We start from the raw sequence: 16,185 nt of genomic DNA, 5'->3' as shown, positions 1-16,185 counted from the left end.
AATGAGAAACATAAACGTGCAGTTAAGCCATTGGGTTGATATAGATTCGTTAGAAGTGGAGCTTGTAGAGCGTAAGGGTACTGGTCATCCAGACTATATAGCAGATTCTGCATCAGAAGAAGCAAGTAGAAAATTATCCCTCTATTATCTCAAAAGATATGGTACAATACTTCATCATAATTTGGATAAAACATTAGTTGTAGGAGGACAAGCATCACCTAGATTTAAAGGGGGAGAAGTTTTACAACCGATTTATATTATTGTAGCCGGAAGAGCTACCACTGAAGTGAAGACCGAGTCTGGAATTGAAAGCATACCGGTTGGAACTATTATTATTGAAAGTGTTAAGGAATGGATTAAAGAACACTTTAGGTATTTAGACCCGGAAAAGCATGTTATAGTTGACTATAAAATAGGCAAGGGTTCAGCTGATCTCGTTGGAATATTTGAGGTAGCTAAGAAATCAGTTCCCTTATCGAATGATACTAGTTTTGGAGTAGGATTCGCACCTTACTCAAAGTTAGAAAATTTAGTTTATCAGACAGAAAGATATCTTAACTCTAAGGAAATGAAAGCTAAAATACCTGAAATAGGGGAAGATATAAAAGTTATGGGATTAAGAAAAGGTAAAACAATTGAATTAACTATTGCAATGGCAGTTATAAGTCAATTAGTAAGTGATTTAAATCATTATATTGCTGTAAAAGAAGAGGCAAAACAAGCTATCTTAGATCTAGCGAGTAAGCTTGTACCAGATTATGATGTAAAAGTTAACATAAATACTGGAGACAAAATAGATAAAGGAATTGTATATTTGACTGTGACGGGAACGTCAGCTGAGCATGGAGACGATGGTATGACTGGAAGAGGCAATAGGGCTACTGGACTAATAACCCCAATGAGACCTATGTCATTAGAGGCTACTGCAGGAAAGAATCCAGTAAACCATGTAGGAAAAATATACAACATCGTCGCTAATCTAATTGCTCAAAAAGTTTCTACTGAAGTTAAAGGAGTTAAGAATGTTCAAGTTGAGGTATTAGGCCAAATTGGTAGGCCTATAGATGATCCTTTAATAGCAAATGTCCAAGTGACCACAGAAAATGGTAGTTTGACTTCTGAAATGAAAAGAGAAATTGAAGGAATATCTGATGAGATATTAGGGTCTATAACTAAGATATCAGATCTAATATTGGAAAATAAAGTTATGCTGTTCTAAAACGTTGTTTCCTATATTCATCAATAATTCTTTTAAGATCTATGTTTGTATCTATATTCATCAATCTCTCTTTATTTAACAGTTCTAAGTCTCTTAGTAAAGTTTTTTCTAATATTACATAATCATCTATGATTAGATCTAATATCTCACTGCTAATTTCTTGGTCTGCAAATATAATCCTATTTTTCTCTATTTTAAAGTAAGGTGGTAATTGTGATTTATGTAATGCAGTCTTATCTCCATAGATTAGACCTCTTATTATCTCTTTTAATTTTGATATTTCTTTGTCTTTATTTTCTATTTGATCTTTCAGTGATGCGATTTGCTTTAAATAAGTACTTATTATAGTATGGAGTTCATATATTCTTCTATCTTTCTCTACTTCTATGTTAATTGAGGCTTTTATTTCATCTATTCTATGCTCTAGATATTCTTTATATTGTAACAGTTGTTTTATATATCTTTTTAATCTTTCATTTTCTTTCTTATATTCAAGCAGTTCATTATTAATTGATTGAGCAGAATTACTAATCTGTTTATTTTCTATGTTTTTAGGCTGTTCTATTCTTGTTGTAACTGTAACTTCTTTTTCAATTTCTTTCTCAATACATTCATTTATTGTATTTCCGTTAATTACACATTCAATTATCTTATCTTCTTCTATATCTAAGTCTAATCTTCCAAGAAAACCTTCAATTTGTCTCAATTTATGAGAAAAATCATAATATGCTTTTAATGCCGCAGACAAAGAATCTCTTATATGAGGATCATCAATTTTAATTTTATGTATTTCGGAAAACTTACTGACTAACTCCATTTTTTCATCTATATATAAAGGCCTTTCTGGCTCATAGATTTTGCATCTAAGCTGTGCAGCTATTTTTCTCACCGTGTCCGGCACGGGGTTTACATCAGTAGCTATCAATACTGGTTTCCCATTTTGTCTTATTATATTAATAATTTCTTCTCTATCAATATTTCTTTTACTATTGAGATATACTGGATTAGCATATAGGTCAATTATAGATATTCCTACTTCAATTCCAGGATCTATTCCAACTATAACTGGTTTTCTCGAGAATTTTTCCTTATCTACAAATTCAATTTTACTTTTGAATATAGGTTTTATATCAACCACTAAGTCGTGCCCTTTCATTTTTTTAATTATTCCATTCAAACTTTGACGAGGAGCATACACAATAAATACAGCTTTTTCTATGCCAGCCTTTGTCCTCTTTATAGTATAGTCATAATCAAAACCATTTTTATCTAATTTTTCTTTAATTTCTTTCATAACTCTTAATACTAGTCCTCTAATATGTCGTTTATACCTGTTACTACTCATTCCTCCAGGGCCAAGAGCTCTACCTCTACTTATAATAATCTTTGTTTTATTTTCTATTGCTTTAATTGGTGTGCCAAGACCTTTTAAGGCTAAAAGTGCTGCTAAGTAGGCTGTTTTTAGTGGGTTAGTTTTTCCTTGAATATCTATGCCATTCTCTCTAGCTACTTCTCTTATATCTTTAAATTGCCCATTTATATACGTAGTCTGTATTATTTGTAAATTATCTGGTAATAAAGAAAGTAATTTAATTAATTGTTTTTCATTAGTCGCTAGTTCATATATATTATCAGTTGCTATAACTTCTGGTTTCTTTTCCCATATAATTCGTATAAGTTTACCAATACTTACATTCTCATATTTTTCTTCAATTTCTCCTTTTTCATTAATAATTACTACTGCATAAGAAGGTGGTTGAGAGGAATTAGGGCTTTTCCCCGCTTCTATATCTACGCCTAATACCCGCATTATTCCCCCTTTATATAATTTATTACTTGATCAATATCTTTATATATTTCATATTTTTTATTAAAGTAATATAATATATTTGTTAGATCTCTAAATAATAAGTCTTCATCATCTTTTTTCCATTGGGGCCAATCTATAATATATGGCTTACCATCCTCTCTTATTAATATGTTATATTCACTTAAATCGCCGTGTACTAACTTGCCGCAGTATTGGTATGCAATTCTGACATTAGAGATTATTTCTTCTAATACTTCCTCTGGGTTATTCAAATTAGTTCTATATAATTCATTACCTTGAATATATTCCATAGCAACAGCATTGTAAGCTTGACCTAACGGTTTAGGAACGTTTGCATAATTATTAGTAAGGCAACTTAATGCGCTAAATTCTCTTTCAGCATTTTCTATTGTTAATTTTATCCAATCTTCTTTATATTTTATTCCACGTATTTTTCTTATATTTTTGTAACTAGTTCTGCCTACTCTATGGAATTTTACTATTATTGTTTCATCTGAGAAATCATATCCAAAGTAGACATTACTTTCTTTTCCTTCACCTATTATTATTCCTAATTTATTTAGTACTTTATTAGCATATAATTTTTTAATTGCTAAAGTATCTAAGCCAGCGAAAGTAATTCTGTACCCTGTTTCTTTCAATACTTTTTCTTTAGATACGAGCTTTAGATTGTATAATTTTAGAAGAACCTCTTTAAGTTCTCTTTCTAATAATCCTAGTTTGTTTATTATTACAGAATATGGAACATATTCATAATTAGAATTTAATTCGTAAATAGTTTTCAAAACTTTATAATCAAGGGGTCCTACTAGAGAGGCTCTTTCTGCTAATGTTAAAACAGCCATAATGTTTAACTTAATATTACAAATCCTAAGTTTTATTCTTTATTGCTACTATTTTGCTTTTACCAGGAAGAGATCTTATTATGTCATCTTGTAATGTTCGTAAACCTTTTAATTTTAATTTTTCTTGTAAAATTTTGATTATTTTTGCAGATAATTTGCTAGGATCTTCATCGCCAGGTTCAAGAAGAATAAAAATATTAAAACTGCTATATTTCTTTACTACTTCTTCACTACCTACGATTATCTTAAAATCTTCGGTTAAACCAAGAAACAATTGCATCTTAACGTTATTTATAAAGTTCTTCTTTCCATAAATCATAAAAGACCCTTTCTTAAGATATTCTCCGCTAGGCGGAGATTTGCTTACTTGATCTCCATTTACCCAGAATACATCTATAGCCCCCATTCCGACTTTCCATGCTTTCGAATAACATGCTGCAATCACAGCCGCATCTCTAATATCATCTTCTGTTACGTTATTTCCTTGAGTCTTTATTATAGTAGCAGGGGCTCCTTGAATATCTGCATGAAGAAAAATATCTTTAGGTTCTAATAACTTTCTTACTAAACTTTCATTCTGATCTATGTCCCTTCCAGCTATCACTAGATAACCATTTCTTGTAAAACTCCATCTATATTTTTCATACCATTCTCTTTTTCTTAATGAAATTCTTATTTCTTCAGTCCTTTCTTCTATCTGCTTGTCGAGTTCTTTCAATTTTTGTTTAAGATTATTTAAAGTCTCTTCGGCTTTCTTTCTTTTTTCTGCGTATTCCTTGGCAATATCAAAATATTTTGAAGCGTTTTTGTATACCGATAACTTCGGATCTAATTCAATCTCGTACTCGTCAAGCTTTATTTTGATAGTATTTTTACCAAGGTTTTTATTTATCTCATTTTCTATGTTCTGATAATTTGCTATTAAAATGTTGGCAATATTTCTGTGTTTATCTTCTTCTTTCTTATATGTTTCTATTTCATTTTCTATTTCTTCAATTGTTTTAACTAGTTTTTTCTTTTCTTCCTCCAATTTTTTATCTGTTTCACTTTTTATAATTGCTTTTTCTTCATTAGTAAAGAATTCATCCAATGCATCATTGTAACTATCTTTTTCTATACAATCATTAAATTTTAAGGGTATTACAGTCAAATTAGGGATTAGACATTTGTTAAAGTTTCCTTTTTCTATGTCTTCTTCTAATTTCTTAATTTTTAGAACTGCATTATCTAATTCTTGCCTGTTTAAAACTGAGATTCCTAAAGCTTCAATTATCTCTTGGGGTACGCCTAAAATTCTAGATAAATTTCCTTTTTTTAGTAATTTATCAATTTCTTCGTCTGTTAAAGGTGGAGGAGGGGGTGGTGGAGTATATATTACGTTTGGTTTTATTACTCTATCTTTAAATTCCTTATATTCAGTAGCAAATAAGATTCTATTGTTTAAGTCAGTTATAACTAAAAGACCTCTGGGTAATAATTCTATATACATAAGTCTATCCATAAAGGTTAACTTTATGATTCTTTCTTTCCCTAGAAGTTCTATATTATTTATGATTTTATCTTTAATATGAGCTCTAATTAATGACACTTCATTAGATATTTCTTTCTGTCTATCATATTTTGTAAAATGTATTCTTTTCCCAGGTTCAATTACTAAGTTTTTGTCGCTATTTTTGCAATGAAGTTTTAAAAAGTATGCTTGCGTACCAGATATTTTATAGACATTATCAACTCTACAAGAGATTATTTCATTTTTATTTTCAGTTATCCACGCAAGAAGATCAAGATATGACATAGAATTCTTTTTATTCACTTTATTAACCCCTTACTGAATATCTACTTGTGCAAAAGGAAGATAAAATAGTTATTATTAGGGGTATAATTGGAGTTATCGCAGGTGTTCTATCTTTCCTTTTTTTAAATAACGAAATTATAGCATTTTTAATGCCTCTGATAGCTTACATTGTTTCGATATTTTTATTCTTTATTTATAAATTTGACCATTTTGGTAAATGGGACATATATGGTAGGGGTGTATTAATTCTTTTTTCAGCTTGGATTTTAATATTTTTAATACTATATAATGTTTGATGCAATCACAAAAGTTCATTGTTGATGCTATGTTAGGTAAACTTGCTAGATGGCTAAGAATTTTAGGATATGATACTCTCTATAGTAACAATTACGAAGATTGGAAAATATTAAAAATAGCAGAAGAAACTAAGAGAGTTATAATAACTAGGGATAGAGGATTATGTATTAGGGCAAGAAAGAAAAACTTAGAATGCTTTCTTGTTTATTCATCAGAAGATCTAATTGATATATTAGCTAAGCTTTCAAAAAAATACAAAATTGATCTAAATGCTGATCCTAATTTTAGTAGATGCACAGAATGTAATGGTGTGTTGGAAAAAATAGACGATAATAAATGGAAGTGTACCAAATGTGGAAAAGAATATTGGAAAGGTTCTCATTGGAGAACTATAGAGAATACCCTTATTAAGGCAAGGAGTAAAATAAAAAATAATGAGTCAAGAGCAATTAGTAGCAGTTAATGAATTAAATGAGAATTTAGGTAAGGTCCTTATTAAAATAGCTAGAGATTCTATCGCAAATAAATTAGGTATATTAAAGATTAATTTAGAAGATTATTTGTCTTCCCTTAATGACCCTATACTTAATAAAAAAGGTCTTGCATTTGTTACACTTGAGACATATTATGGTAATTCTACTTCATTAAGGGGATGTATAGGTTATGTAGAAGCTGTAGCTCCTCTTAAAGAAATAGTTTCAAAAGCTGCTATTGCTGCAGCTTTTTCTGATCCTAGATTTCCTCCTCTTTCTAAAGGAGAATTTGACAATATTATTATCGAAGTTACAGTACTAACAAAGCCCCAAGAAATTGATGTTGAAAATAGATGGGAATTGCCTAAGAAGATTAAGGTGGGGGAAGATGGGTTAATAGTTGAATATGGTATTCTTTATAGCGGTCTTTTATTACCTCAAGTTCCAATGGAATATTGTTGGGATGAGGAGACTTTTTTAGCCGAGACCTGTATTAAAGCTGGCCTTGAGCCCGATTGTTGGTTGAATAATAAAGTTAAAATAAAGAAATTTCAAGGTATAATATTTAGAGAAGAAAAACCAAAATCTGAGAAAATCTTAATTATTAAACCTAGTGAAGTTAAATGTAAGAAAGAAGAGATATCTTTATTATGATAGATACATTTTTATTTAACCGTGTTAATTATCATTATTAGCGTGAAAGCATGGAAGAAGAATTCGCGGAACTCTTTACAGATGAAGTAAAACAAGCCCTTGTTGATGCACTTAAAGACATGAAGAATCCAGTAGATATATATGTTTTCATAGATTCTAATGATCCTCACTGTCATTATTGTGAGGTAACAAAAAGGTTTCTACAATTTATGAGTGATGCTGCCCCTAAGGACTCTGAAGGAAAAAGTTTAGCTGTTGTACATGTTATTGATAGGGCTGATCCTAATTCTGCTGAGATATTTAAAGAATTTCGTGTAGAGAGAGTTCCCACAGTTGCCTTTATGAAAGGTTACCTAAGATGGACTGGAGCACCTTTAGGTGAAGAAATAAGAGCTCTAGTAGAAACAGTAGTGAGACTATCCCTTGGAGAAAGTGGACTAAGTGCAGAAACAATAAATGCGATTAAAAATAAATTAAACGGATATGTGAAAATCGAGACTGTGGTTACTCCGTCATGTCCATATTGTCCATATGCTGCATTAATGGCTCATATGGTTGCTTATGAAGCATGTAAAGCTGGAAAGTGTAATGTTGAATCTGATGTAGTTGAAGCCTATGAGAACCAGGATATTGCTGAAAAATATCAAGTAATGAGTGTACCTACTGTAGCTATAAATGAGTCTGTTGAATTTATTGGTGTTCCTTACGAAGAAAACTTCATTAATTCACTATTGGAGAAACAAAAGTTGTAATATAGGCTAATTTTTTATCGTATTATTTCTAATTATGTGTTAATGAAGATTATTTATATTAAGTTAACTGATGAGGAGTACAAAGAACTAGAGGAAAAAGCAAGGAAAGAAGGCTATGTGTTAATGACAGATTATATAAAAGCTATTTTATTTTCTCCTCATTCATCAGAGGCATACAGTTTACCTCAGAATGTTAATGATCTAGTTTCACAAATTACTTCAAGGTTAGAGAGAAAAGTCCAAGATCTTATAAATCCTTTTACGTCGCAATTTGAAGATCTAAAAAAAAGAATAGCTGAAATTGTAGAAAGAATAGATGAATTGGAATCAAAAATAGAAAGTAAACCCATAACTAAGGAAGAGAGACTACCTCAACCTTCACAGAGAAAATCTTTTGAGTCTACGAAAAAAGAGGGGGAAAAAAAGACAGCTATTGATATTCTTAATGAGCAAGGAGTAGTCTTTGAATCTGAATTGAAGTTAAAAAACGCTGATGCATATTTTTCTAAGCTAGAAAGGGAAGGGGCAAGAATAATATATACTGAGAAGGAGAGAATTGCATTATCTCAAGAATTTTTTGATAAATTTATAGATAAACTAAAGGAAATAAAAAGTCCAGATCCTGCAGAAGCTGAATCTAAATTAGATCCAAAAGAGGCTAAACTTTTCAAAAGGTTAGTTAGTGAAGGTCTAATTATTTTTGATGGAGAGACAAAAACTTGGAAGCCTCTGTTCTAAATTTCGGTAAAGTAACGCCTTTTTGGCCTTGATATTTTCCTTGATACGGGTGTTCTACGGGTGATAATGTTCTTGCAAATATTAAGTGTATGAAACGTGTCCCTCTCCTTAATAATACGGGAAACGATGAACCTACAACCTCAATTGTTATTTGCCCTTTAAATCCAGCATCTACTATAGTAGGTGGAATAAACAAGCCTAGTCGCGCAAAGGATGAGCGAAGGTTAACAAAAGCCATAACATCATTTGGAAGTTCAATATATTCTTCTGTGGTTAAAAGTACATGTTCATATGGTTGAATAATAAACTCCTCAATTTTTTCGATTTTGAAAAATGCAGGATCGGGATTATCTGGATCAAATACTTTATCCGTTTTTATAAATCTAGCAATTTCTCCTCCAACTCTAAGGTCAACTCCGTTTTCCCTAACGGTATCTTCTCTTAATGGGTCTATTTTTATCCATCCTTTCTCTAGATAATATTTTAAATCACGATCACCGAGAATCATTATGTATATTATATTTTGACGGATTATATTTATAAAGCAAAAGTCAGAGTAACTCTGAGTCTTCATCTATCTGAAATGCCGGGTTTTCATCACTGTATTATATCGTCAAAGCTATAAATATAAAAGTTAAGCTAAAATATTTTAAAGTATGGAGTTTAAACTCATAGCTGAATACTTTGATAAACTTGAGAAGATATCTTCAAGGCTTCAACTTACCGCATTACTAACTGATCTGTTTAAAAAGGCTGATAAAAATGTCATTGATAAGGTAGTTTATTTAATTCAGGGTAAATTGTGGCCAGACTTTTTAGGCTATCCAGAGTTAGGAGTTGGTGAAAAATTACTTATTAAAGCAATTTCGATTGCTGTGAATGTCAAAGAGGAAGTAGTAGAAGAGCAATTGAAAGTTGTTGGTGACTTAGGAGAAGTTGCGATGAGACTTAAGAAAACTCCTCAGTCTGCCTCAATTTTAAGCTTCTTAGGTGCTCAATCAAATGAAGGTTTAACCGTTGAAGAAACTTATGAATCTTTGACTAAAATAGCGTTGGCTTCAGGTGAGGGTAGTAGAGATATTAAAATTAGATCTTTAGCTGGGTTACTAAAGAAGGCTTCTCCTTTAGAAGCAAAATACATAGTTAGGTTCGTAGATGGAAGATTAAGAGTTGGAATCGGTGATGCCACAATAATGGATGCACTATCAACAGCATTTACCGGGAGTACTTCATTTAGACCATTAATAGAAAGAGCATATAATTTAAGAGCGGATCTAGGTAATATTGCAAAAATTATTGCGCAACAAGGCGTAGAAGCTTTAAAGGACATTAAACCTCAAGTAGGAATTCCTATAAGGCCGATGTTAGCAGAAAGAATGAGTGATCCTGCAGAGATTTTAGCTAAAGTAGGCGGTGAAGCTTTAGTAGATTACAAATATGATGGGGAACGTGCACAAATACATAAAAAGGATAAAGAAGTATATATATTCTCTAGAAGATTGGAGAATATTACTAGAATGTATCCTGATGTTGTGGAATATGTAAGAGAATACATAAACGCTAATGAAGTTATAATTGAAGGAGAGATAGTAGCTGTAGACCCAGAAAGTAATGAGATTAGACCATTTCAAGAGTTAATGCATAGGAAAAGAAAGAATGATATAAATGAAGCTATAAAGGAATATCCAGTAAACGTTTATCTTTTTGATTTAATGCTTTATGAAGATGCAGATTATACCATGAAGCCTTTGCCAGAAAGAAGAAAGAAACTAGAAGAAGTTATTAAACCAAATGATAAATTACATATAGCTCATCATATTTATACAAATAATGTAGATAAACTGATGGAATTCTTTTATGATGCTATAAGCAATGGAGCAGAAGGTGTAATGGTGAAATCGGTTGCTAAAGATTCTATATATCAGGCAGGTTCTAGAGGTTTCTTATGGATTAAACTGAAGAGAGATTATCAAAGCGAGATGGCTGACAGCGTTGATCTAGTAGTAGTAGGAGCATTTTATGGAAGAGGAAAAAGAGGAGGTAAATTGAGTTCATTATTAATGGCTGCATATGACCCAGAGACAGATACATTTAAAACCGTATGTAAAGTAGCATCCGGCTTTAGTGATGCCGAATTAGATGAATTGCAAAAGAAATTAATGGAGATTAAGTTAGATAAAAAAGATCCAAGAGTTGATTCACAATTAGAACCTGATATATGGGTTGAACCTAAATATGTTGCTGAAATTATAGGTGCAGAAATAACACTATCTCCAGAACACACGTGCTGTAAAGATATGGTGTCTAAAGGTGCAGGGTTATCAGTAAGATTTCCTAGATTTATAAGATGGAGGGATGATAAAAGCATAGAAGATGCTACAACTCCTAAAGAAATTTACGAAATGTATAAAATGAAATTGAGAAAGAAGGAAGAAGAACAGCACACTGATGAAGCATAAGGGATTATAAAACTAAACTTCAAATACTTCTTTTTCCTAAAATAGATAGTGTTTGATATACTAGATAATGGTGCCATTTTATTAGGCAACAATTTTACTATCGATGGGCATTACAGAAGGTTATTTAGGGTTATAACTCATTTTCATTCCGATCACCTACTAGAACTAGATAAAAGTATAAAAGAATGTTCTAGTATTATAGCTACTCCTATAACTTTGGATGCTGCATCAGTGTTAGGTTATACTATTCCTAAGCATAAAAGAATAGATCTAGATTATGGTATTACACTTGATGTATTAGATGAGAAAATTAAGCTCGAAAAAGCTGACCATATAATGGGTGCCTCTCAAGTGGTTGTAAAGAGTGACAATGTTGAATTAGCATATACTGGAGATTTTAAGAATCCAGGAAAAGGTACGCCTATATTAAATCCAGATGTTCTAATTATTGATGCAACCTATGGTAGTCCAGCCCATAAAAGGCCTTATAAGCATGAAGCTGAGATATTGTTTTCTGATTATATTCGTGATGCTTTGATTCAAGGTCCAGTTAGAATATTTGGTTATTATGGTAAGCTTCAAGAAGCTATGAAGATTTTAAGACAATATGATGTAGACGCTCCTTTTATTGTAGCTGGGAAGGTAAAAGATCTTACAAATGTTGCAATAAAACATGGTATAAAGATAAATGATGTATTTGATGAAAAGAGTAAAGAAGGCAAGGAAATAATGAAAGACGGCTGGTACATAAGCTTTAAACATGCTACGGAATTTAAAAATAGGGATAATGCAGCTACAAATTTTCTTCTAGATGGCTGGATAATAAAGGACTTTATAAGAAGAGTTGATCAAAAATCCTTTATTATAGGTCTAAGTAGCCATGCTGATTTCCAGGATACAATATATTATATTGAAAATACCACTTCGGACATTATTGTAGTTGATGGAAGTAGAAGTAAATATGCTAAAGATCTGGTAGAATATGCAAGGAAAAATATTCCTAAAAAGGATTTTATTATATTACCTAGGTTATAAATGAAGTTTATATTACTAGATTTTCTTTTAGTAATTTGTTTTTTGCAAACCTATCTGGTGTAAAAATTGAAAATGCTGGGTCCTTTTTGTTATCAGCAATCAGATCAGCCATCAATTTACCTGAATATGGAGCAAACATCATGCCATGTCCGCTATATCCAGCATCAATATATAAGTCTTCTGGCCATTCTTCCCCATATCCCATAATGTGAGAATTATCGGGTGTCATCTCATAATATCCACTCCATCCACGTAAAATGCCTAGACCAGATACGTTTTTTACTAATTGCTTTAATCCTTGTAAGAATTTACTCATCTCTTTAATCGAGATAGTGAATGGTAAAAATCCTCTTTCTGTTTTAGTTTCTGTTCCTCCTATGATCTCTCCTTTTAATGTTTGAGAAAAATATATATCTTTATCTATAATAAGCGGCTTAATAAAGTATTTTATGGGCTCAGTAATAAAGATTTCTTTTCTCTCTGGCTCAATATATGGTTGTATGTTTATCTTTTGTAGTAGTTCACCGCTCCAGGCTCCAGTTGTTAAGACAACTTTCTCAGATTCAAAGAATTTTCCAGATTCTGTTTTTATACCTTTAACTTTGCCACTTCCTATTACAATTTCACTAACTTTATCAAAAACTATTTTATACGAATCTTTTACTGAAATATAATAACTATAAAGTATGTAATCATGATGAAATGCACCATCTTGTGGTGCATAATAACATACTCCTTCAACGGAAAGATAATCGAATTCTTTACAATTAATAAATCTTCCTCCTATATTCTTACTTTTCCATAAAGAGTCTAATTTTTTGAAAATTGATATTTGTTCTTCACTTCTAAGTATCCACAAATACCCTGTTTTATAAGTTACAGAATTTAAGAAAAGTTCTTTACTTTGAGATATAAGATAAGGTATTGCCTTTAATGCATAGTCAATATTCTCTTCACTGTAAAAATGATAACGATACCTACTTGCATTTCTACTACTAGAACCATATCCTACTCTTTTCATTTCGATTATTAGTACGTCTTTAATACCCTTCTTTTTTAAATGATAGGCTAAGCTAAGACCATGTGCTCCAGCTCCAACTATTATTATCATAAGCTCACCGGATAAATAGGTGATCTGAAAGTTATTAGAGTAGGACTTTTTAAAATACTTCCAGCAACTATACTACATACTTTACCTTGACAATGGCCCGTACCTAATCCAGTAATTCTTTTTATATCCTCGACACTAATGAAACCTAATTTTTTAGCGAAATTTACATCGTTTAAATCAATATCTTCACACTCACATATAATTCCGCCTTCTCCATATAAGTATGGAGAATTATTCTGTATCACATCATTATTGAACAATCCCGGCTCATATATACTTACTTTTTTATAATCCAAAGTGTTTGTTGCACTTAAATAACTTATATACTCATCCATTATCCCTAATGCACCACCTATAACTTTACTACTATCTGCTGGTTGATAGATATGTAATGTGTGATTGAATCTATAATCCACTCCTAAATTAGTTATTATCTCTATTCTTGGTTGTTTTACTATAGAAAATACTACTAATTGAGCTTTCACTAAATTACCATTATACGTAGAAATTACTATAACATCTTTTTTATTTTTTATATCAGATATATTATCTTCAATTATCTCAATTCCTTTTTCTTCAAGTTGTTCTCTGTAAAACTTAGAAAATAAGGGCTTAATTCCTCTAGGATAGATTATTATAGCTTTTTCAGCATTTAATGCAGTTCTTGCTGTCAAATTTGTAAAACCTAATACAACAATATTTTTATATTTATTCTTTAATTTCCTTAAATACAATTCTCTTGAAACTATTCCTACAATATAATTTCTGTTAAAAATGGGTCTTAACGTTCTTCCTCCTACACTTATTATAATATCCTCAGCAGTAAGTAACAAATACTTATCTTTTGTTTCGAACAGTAATCCTTCATCAAATTTACCAAGAAATTTACCTATAATTATTCTGTCGTGAAATTTCTTAATTTTTTCCTTTATTTTCTCTAATAGATCTTCCCGCTCGATCTCTGGTATCGGGCTATAATCATATTCTAGGTCCCCAATAAGTTCATGTGTTATTAATAATGATTTATCATCCAATGCAGTAATGCCAGCTGTACCCCCACCTATAATGATTCTTTTTACTGTTACTTTTTCAATGCTTTTGCTCGTAGAAGGAAAGTACTTTGTTGGAAGTTTTTGAAATAACGATAATTTAGGTGAAAGTTTTCTTATAATAGGATTTCTATGAAATAATGCTACATTAAAAGGAATTCTAATTCTTGATGTTTCTCTATAGAAATTGTTTGCAAGATTAATTTTTTTCCCATTAAGATTTACTTCTACATGAGGTAATCCTTCTTCATAATAACTAATTCCTATAACCCTTCTTTTTCTTTTACTAATAATTGTTGAGATCTCCATACTTTTCTACTAATGTAATAATAGGCTTTCCATCCATTTTAACATTTGTTACGTTAAATAATTTCAAGATCGTAGGTGCCACATCTATTATTTTTGCATTTGAAATAAATTTTCTCCTTGTATTACTCTTCTTATCATAAAATATAATAATACCGTAAAGATCATCCTTTCTAAAATAACCATGTTCTCCTGATGTCATTTTGTAATATTCAATTTTTTCTATTATGTTCATATCTTTTTTAACTAAACTACTTATTCCGTATTTCTCTTTAAGACCTGTGATATAAATATCTCCTTCCCTATCATTAGCAGGAGATTCTCTTGCTACAATAGATGTAAAAATTCTTTCATTTTTTTCTTCATCAACTAAATTTTCTAAGTTTCTTACTATATATCTTACTAATTTTGGGAATTCCCTATGTGACACTATACCGTTTTTTTCTCTATTTTTTAAATTGATTCTTATTTGGCCTCCTCCACCGTAATATGCTTTTGTTTTACTCCAATCTATTTCTTCATTATCATTTAATTTCAATACATTAATTTTTTCAAGAAACTTATTTATAAAAATTTTCTTCTCAACTTCAGCTATTCCATGGTCAGAACACACGAAAAATACGTCTGCATAATTAAGTTGTGCTCTAATAAATTCATCTGCCATTTCGTATCCTTTTACTATATGTTCAAAGGCTTTTTCTTCGTTAATACCGTAAAGTAAATGTTGGAGGTTATCTACTATTGGTAGATATGTAATAGCGAAATCCCAACTAGTATTTTCTAGCATAAATAATGTATAATTAAGAAAAAATGAGTATGTGAGTTCGATAGTTTTTAAATATTCATCTAACGTTATAATTCCTTTATATAAAGAGTGATAGTCTCCATCTAGGATCATTCCATGTTTACTTACTATAAAATTCCATATTTTTTCTTGTAATTCAGTATTATTTCCCCATTTATAATTGAAGAAACTAATAGGACTTACATATACGTTCTCATGCCTAGCATGTAGAAATACGGTTCCTTTCAATTCATCTTTGCCACACTTACCTAAAATTTCGATAGGCTCACTCCATTCTCCCTCTTCTAATTCAATTTCTTTTTCACCATAAGGGCTTGTATAGACTATGAGGTACTTAGAATTACGTTTCTCTACAATCCATATATTACTTAGGATTTTGTTTTCTCCTTCTGAAAGAACTTTAGCATCGCTGCACTTCTTTATTTTACTTTTATATGGGTCGAATAATATTACATCTTTAATTTTCCATTTATCTGGTAGTGCTTGAGGATTAGAAGTTACTGTGACTTTATATCCATGTTTACCTAGATATGCCCAAATAGGATCAGATTTTAAACCTTCACTACTGAACGCTGATAAAGGAGAAGATAGCGAGCGTCCTTTTATAAAAATTTTAGGTGCTGTAATTCCGTTATGTTCAGGTAAGTTTCCAGTTATTAATGAGGCTAATGCAATTGGAGTAAGGGAAGGAAATACTGATTCCAATTTTCCATAAAAACCAGAATTTATCAACTTATTTATAGTAGGTAGTTTATCCTTAATTTTTTCAATTATTTTGTATGATGCACCGTCTATTATGATTAGTAATACTTTCAA

The 16,185-nt window shown here is 30.8% G+C and carries 15 protein-coding genes; 8 read left to right on the top strand and 7 right to left on the bottom strand.

Features of this window, described 5'->3' with window-relative positions:
• Position 1: 1 nt before the first annotated feature.
• Positions 2 to 1,219, top strand: coding sequence for a methionine adenosyltransferase (locus tag STK_RS01295; RefSeq protein WP_010978176.1), 1,218 nt, complete (start codon positions 2 to 4; stop codon positions 1,217 to 1,219).
• Here the strand turns inward: STK_RS01295 and STK_RS01290 are convergent.
• From STK_RS01290 to rqcH, 3 genes are read right to left on the bottom strand one after another with little or no spacing between them, the layout of a single operon-like run.
• Entirely contained in the window at positions 1,206 to 3,029 is a 1,824-nt protein-coding gene (locus tag STK_RS01290; protein WP_010978175.1) for a DUF460 domain-containing protein, read from the bottom strand. The genes STK_RS01295 and STK_RS01290 overlap by 14 nt on opposite strands.
• The gene (locus tag STK_RS01285; RefSeq protein ID WP_010978174.1) at positions 3,029 to 3,895 is read right to left on the bottom strand and encodes a serine/threonine-protein kinase RIO2; all 867 of its coding nucleotides are present in this window, start codon (positions 3,893 to 3,895) and stop codon (positions 3,029 to 3,031) included. The genes STK_RS01290 and STK_RS01285 overlap by 1 nt, the downstream gene beginning before the upstream one ends.
• Positions 3,896 to 3,920: 25 nt before the next feature.
• Positions 3,921 to 5,708 carry a ribosome rescue protein RqcH gene (gene rqcH / locus STK_RS01280; protein ID WP_010978172.1) on the bottom strand — a complete coding sequence of 596 codons (1,788 nt, stop codon included), beginning with the start codon at positions 5,706 to 5,708 and terminating at the stop codon, positions 3,921 to 3,923.
• Between the two features lie 29 nt (positions 5,709 to 5,737).
• On the opposite strand from rqcH, the gene STK_RS01275 reads away from it, so the two are divergent.
• The 5 genes from STK_RS01275 to STK_RS01255 are packed head-to-tail and all read left to right on the top strand — an operon-like array spanning position 5,738 to position 8,604.
• A complete protein-coding gene (locus tag STK_RS01275; RefSeq protein ID WP_010978171.1) occupies positions 5,738 to 5,986 on the top strand; it encodes a hypothetical protein in 249 nt (82 codons plus the stop codon).
• On the top strand, positions 5,986 to 6,450 hold the full coding sequence (locus STK_RS01270; RefSeq protein WP_010978170.1) for a Mut7-C RNAse domain-containing protein: 465 nt from the start codon (positions 5,986 to 5,988) through the stop codon (positions 6,448 to 6,450). The genes STK_RS01275 and STK_RS01270 overlap by 1 nt, the downstream gene beginning before the upstream one ends.
• The gene (locus STK_RS01265) at positions 6,422 to 7,114 is read left to right on the top strand and encodes a TIGR00296 family protein (RefSeq protein WP_010978169.1); all 693 of its coding nucleotides are present in this window, start codon (positions 6,422 to 6,424) and stop codon (positions 7,112 to 7,114) included. The genes STK_RS01270 and STK_RS01265 overlap by 29 nt, the downstream gene beginning before the upstream one ends.
• Before the next feature lie 50 nt (positions 7,115 to 7,164).
• Positions 7,165 to 7,866 carry a protein disulfide oxidoreductase gene (gene pdo / locus STK_RS01260; RefSeq protein ID WP_010978168.1) on the top strand — a complete coding sequence of 234 codons (702 nt, stop codon included), beginning with the start codon at positions 7,165 to 7,167 and terminating at the stop codon, positions 7,864 to 7,866.
• 42 nt (positions 7,867 to 7,908) lie between these two features.
• Positions 7,909 to 8,604: a hypothetical protein gene (locus STK_RS01255; RefSeq protein ID WP_052846227.1), complete on the top strand. Its 696-nt coding sequence runs from the start codon at positions 7,909 to 7,911 to the stop codon at positions 8,602 to 8,604.
• Here STK_RS01255 and dcd read toward each other — a convergent pair.
• The gene (dcd, locus tag STK_RS01250; protein ID WP_052846226.1) at positions 8,561 to 9,112 is read right to left on the bottom strand and encodes a dCTP deaminase; all 552 of its coding nucleotides are present in this window, start codon (positions 9,110 to 9,112) and stop codon (positions 8,561 to 8,563) included. The genes STK_RS01255 and dcd overlap by 44 nt on opposite strands.
• Before the next feature lie 148 nt (positions 9,113 to 9,260).
• On the opposite strand from dcd, the gene STK_RS01245 reads away from it, so the two are divergent.
• Positions 9,261 to 11,063, top strand: a complete 1,803-nt coding sequence (locus STK_RS01245) for an ATP-dependent DNA ligase (protein ID WP_010978165.1) — start codon at positions 9,261 to 9,263, stop codon at positions 11,061 to 11,063.
• 48 nt (positions 11,064 to 11,111) lie between these two features.
• Positions 11,112 to 12,098, top strand: coding sequence for an MBL fold metallo-hydrolase (locus STK_RS01240; RefSeq protein ID WP_010978164.1), 987 nt, complete (start codon positions 11,112 to 11,114; stop codon positions 12,096 to 12,098).
• 7 nt (positions 12,099 to 12,105) lie between these two features.
• Here the strand turns inward: STK_RS01240 and STK_RS01235 are convergent, their stop codons facing one another.
• The 3 genes from STK_RS01235 to STK_RS01225 are packed head-to-tail and all read right to left on the bottom strand — an operon-like array spanning position 12,106 to position 16,185.
• The gene (locus STK_RS01235) at positions 12,106 to 13,209 is read right to left on the bottom strand and encodes an NAD(P)/FAD-dependent oxidoreductase (RefSeq protein WP_010978163.1); all 1,104 of its coding nucleotides are present in this window, start codon (positions 13,207 to 13,209) and stop codon (positions 12,106 to 12,108) included.
• Positions 13,206 to 14,567, bottom strand: coding sequence for a (2Fe-2S)-binding protein (locus STK_RS01230; protein WP_010978162.1), 1,362 nt, complete (start codon positions 14,565 to 14,567; stop codon positions 13,206 to 13,208). The genes STK_RS01235 and STK_RS01230 overlap by 4 nt, the downstream gene beginning before the upstream one ends.
• A complete protein-coding gene (locus STK_RS01225) occupies positions 14,545 to 16,185 on the bottom strand; it encodes an alkaline phosphatase family protein (RefSeq protein WP_052846222.1) in 1,641 nt (546 codons plus the stop codon). Before STK_RS01225 ends, STK_RS01230 begins: the two co-directional genes overlap by 23 nt.

The sequence above is a fragment of the Sulfurisphaera tokodaii str. 7 genome (genome assembly GCF_000011205.1).
GTDB lineage: Archaea > Thermoproteota > Thermoprotei_A > Sulfolobales > Sulfolobaceae > Sulfurisphaera > Sulfurisphaera tokodaii.
This window is presented reverse-complemented; position numbering and strand designations above follow the sequence as displayed.